Source organism: Tenacibaculum sediminilitoris (genome assembly GCF_964513795.1).
Lineage (GTDB): Bacteria > Bacteroidota > Bacteroidia > Flavobacteriales > Flavobacteriaceae > Polaribacter > Polaribacter sediminilitoris.
The window spans coordinates 1-3,909 of sequence record NZ_CAZEQR010000040.1 but is presented as its reverse complement, the minus strand read 5'-3'; the positions used below and the strand labels follow the sequence as shown (position 1 = coordinate 3,909).

At 34.5% G+C, this 3,909-nt stretch carries 2 protein-coding genes; both read left to right on the top strand.

Going from position 1 to position 3,909, the window contains the following annotated elements; genetic code table 11:
• The coding region (locus ACKTSW_RS09625) for a T9SS type A sorting domain-containing protein (RefSeq protein WP_408025051.1) at nucleotides 1–362 on the top strand (362 nt) is incomplete at its 5' end.
• A 194-nt stretch (nucleotides 363–556) separates the two neighbouring features.
• Nucleotides 557–3,909: GEVED domain-containing protein (locus ACKTSW_RS09620; RefSeq protein WP_408025050.1), on the top strand; the 3,353-nt coding region annotated here is incomplete at its 3' end.

The window sequence follows — 3,909 nt, the reverse complement described above, 5'->3', positions numbered from 1 at the left end:
CTCAAACAGCATGTGAAGCTTTTTCTTACGGAGAAGTTGAAGATTATACGGTTAATATAACAGGAGCAAGTTCTTCTAGTTTCAATACTACATTTGCTAATGTTGAAACAAACCCGTTAAGAGATGAAAATGTTATTGATTTAATGGCATACCCTAATCCAGCATTAGATTTTATACAAGTTAAGTTTGCATCAAAAGCAGAAACAATAAGTTATAAAATTACAAATACAATTGGCAAAGTAGTAAAAGAAGGGCGTTTAAATTCTTCTAATTTAAATATTTCAGACCTACATACAGGTATGTATATTTTAGAAGTTAACGACGGTCAGAAGTTACTTACAACCAAAGTATTAAAAAAATAAACCTTTTAAATTATAAAAGTAAAATCTGAGTGGTTTATTCAGATTTTACTTTTATAATTTAAATTTAATTGAACTCCTTAAATTATCAAAAGGAGATAGCAAAATGTTCAAGAAGTATTTATTTATTGAAAAAAAGAAAAGAATAAAAAAGAGCTAAGGAATTAACAATAAATTATTTAATTAAATTAATTCAAATGAACAAAAAGTTTAAAATCTTAATTGGAGGTCTGTCTGTTGCAGCAGTTTCAATTATTGGTTCAGACTATCTTAAGAAGCAGAGCATCGCTAATGAGTTAGCCGAACAACGTAAAAAACACACTACTTTTTTAAAAGAAAGCCCTTTAAATGAATCGTTAAAATGGGGGAAAAAAGAAAGAAAACTTAGAGGGTTACCACCTAATAGGTATTTTGATCAAATGCAGTTACTTACCATGAATCCAGCTACAGGAAGAATGGAAGATGGAAGTTTAGCAAAACTAAGAGAAGATTTATTAAAAAAAAGAGCGCAACAAAAAAATCCTGGAGAAAATGGAAATTCTTGGGCTGAAAGAGGACCAAATAATGTTGGAGGTCGTACAAGAGTTATTTTATTTGATCCAAATGATGCAACAAATAATACCGTATATGCTGGTGGAGTAAGTGGTGGTTTATGGAAAAACACTGACATTGGTAATGCAAATTCACAATGGACAAGAGTTCAAAATGTACCAGGAAACTTATCAGTAACTTCAATTACTGTAGATCCTAGAAACTCTAACAGATGGTATGTTGGTACTGGAGAGCAATATACAGCAGGAGATGTTGTAGGTAACGGAGTATATGTGACTACCGATGGAGGAACAAATTGGAATGCAGTAAATATTCCAGCAGCTGGAGATGCCGTAATAAACTATAATGCAAGTAATATTTTCTTATCAGGAATACATTTTGTAAATGATGTATTGGCATGGGATAATGGAAACTCAACTGAATTATTTGTTGCCGTTGGAGCACATGTATATGGTGATTCATCAAGCCCTAAAAACTTTTTAGGACTACAATCAGCTGGATTATACCGTTCAACTGATAACGGAACAACATGGAACAGAATCCAATCTGCTAACATGCGTTATACAAAAAACGCAAAAGATTATTATTACGTTCCTAACGATCTTGAAGTAGGAGCTAATAATACCCTCTGGATGGGAACTATTAATTCTCTTTTAGGAGAAGGAGGAGGAAGAGTTTATAGTTCTACTAATGGATCAACATGGACAGAAGCAGCGGCTTCACCATTAAATGATTCTAACAGGGTTGAATTAGAAACTTCAGCAACCGATGCAAATAAAATTTATGCATTAACACAAGGTTCTGGTTCAACACCAGTACATATTTTTAAAACAACGAATGCTTTTGCTACAGCAAGTGAAACATCATTACCAAATGATGCAGATTCAGGAATATCTTCAACAGATTTCACAAGAGGACAAGCATTTTATGATTTAGTAATTGAAGCAGATCCTACAAATGATAATATTGTATATGTAGGAGGAATCGATTTATTTAAAACTACAAACGGAGGTTCGTCTTGGTCTCAGTTATCACATTGGTATGGAGGTTTTGGTTATCAAAATGTGCATGCAGATCAGCACTCTATTGCCTTCGGTAATAATAATTCTTCAAGAGTTTTATTCGGAAATGATGGAGGGATTTATTACTCTAGTAACGCTGGTGCCAATATTAGTGTTAGAAATAAAGGATACAATGTAACGCAATTTGTAAAAGCAGGAATTGGCCCAGATGGAGCTGGAGATGTTGACGGAATATTTAGTGCAGGAGCACAAGATAATGGGACACAAGCTTTTAGAAATGCTGTAGCAGGTGTAAATAGCTCTACAGAACTAAGTGATGGTGATGGATTCTATACTTTTGTTGATAAAGATGGAGACTACATGATTGCTACTTATGTAGGAAATGTTATATATAGGTTCAACTTACCTTGGAATGGTCTTGGAAGAAGACAAGGGGGTGCTACAACATTATTAAACGAATCAACAGGAGATTTCGTAAACCCTATGGGGTATGATGATGATGTAAATCGTTTACTAACAAACGCTTCTACAAATACAGTTAAGTCTATTAAGAGTATTAATGTAGGTTCAAATACAAAAGGAAACATTACAAATGCATTACTAGATGCGAGTCCAACTGCTTTTCAAGCATCTCCTTTTACCAATAATGCATGGTATGTAGGACTAGCGAATGGTAAGTTGTTAAAGTTAACAAATGTTACAAATTCAAATGCAACTTGGTCAAGTATAAATACACCTTTTGTTGGTTCAGTATCTTCAGTAAGATTCGGAGCAACAGAAAATGATATTTTTGTAACGATACACAACTACGGAGTAACAAGTGTTTGGGCTACTTCAGATGGAGGTACAAACTGGGTAAGTAAAGAAGGGAATTTGCCAAATATTCCTGTAAGAGATATTTTACAAAATCCATTAGATAGAACAGAAGCTATTTTAGCAACACAATTAGGAGTTTGGTCAACGTCTAACTTTAATGATGCAAACCCTAACTGGAATCAAGCATATAATGGAATGAGTGATGTTAGTGTTACTTCATTTGATTACTGGAATGTAAGTGGAGATCATACATCAAATAAAGTAATTGCATCTACCTATGGTAGAGGAGTGTTTACAGGCTCATTTACAAGTAATGCTGCTGATGATAATGAAGCACCAACTGCACCAACAAGTTTAGCTGCTAGTTCAATAACAGCGACAAGCTTAACCTTAAACTGGACGGCATCAACAGATAATGTTGGAGTAACAGAATATGATGTATACCAAGGAACAACTAAAATAGGAAGTTCAACAACAACTTCATATAATGTAACAGGATTAACAGCAAGTACAGCGTATACTTTTACCGTAAAAGCAAAGGATGCAGCAGGAAATGTTTCAGCAACTAGTAATACAGCAAATGCAACTACTACTGCGGTAACAATTAGTTACTGTTCATCAAAAGGAGACAGTGTTTCAGATGAATATATTGGAAGAGTAGAATTAGGAAGTATCGATAATACTTCAGGACCAGGAAATGGGTACTCTGATCATACAGGAATTTCAACGAACCTAGCAAAAGGGACTTCTCATACAATTACAATCACACCAAAATGGACAGGTAGAGTTTATAATGAAGGTTATGGTGTGTTTATAGATTATAACAAGGATGGAGATTTTTCTGATTCAGGAGAAAGAGTTTGGACCAAAGCAGCGTCTACAGATACTCCAGTTAGCGGATTCTTTACAGTACCATCAGGAGCTGTTGGAGGAGCAACGAGAATGCGAGTTATATTAAGTTACAATACTGTACCAACAGCCTGTGGGTCATATGATTTTGGAGAAACTGAAGATTATACAGTAGTAATAGGTTCACAAGCAGATACACAAGCACCAACAGCGCCAAGTAGTTTAGCAGCATCTAACGTAACCCAAACAACATTAACCTTAAACTGGTCAGCATCTACAGATAATGTAGGAGTAACAGGATATGATGTTTA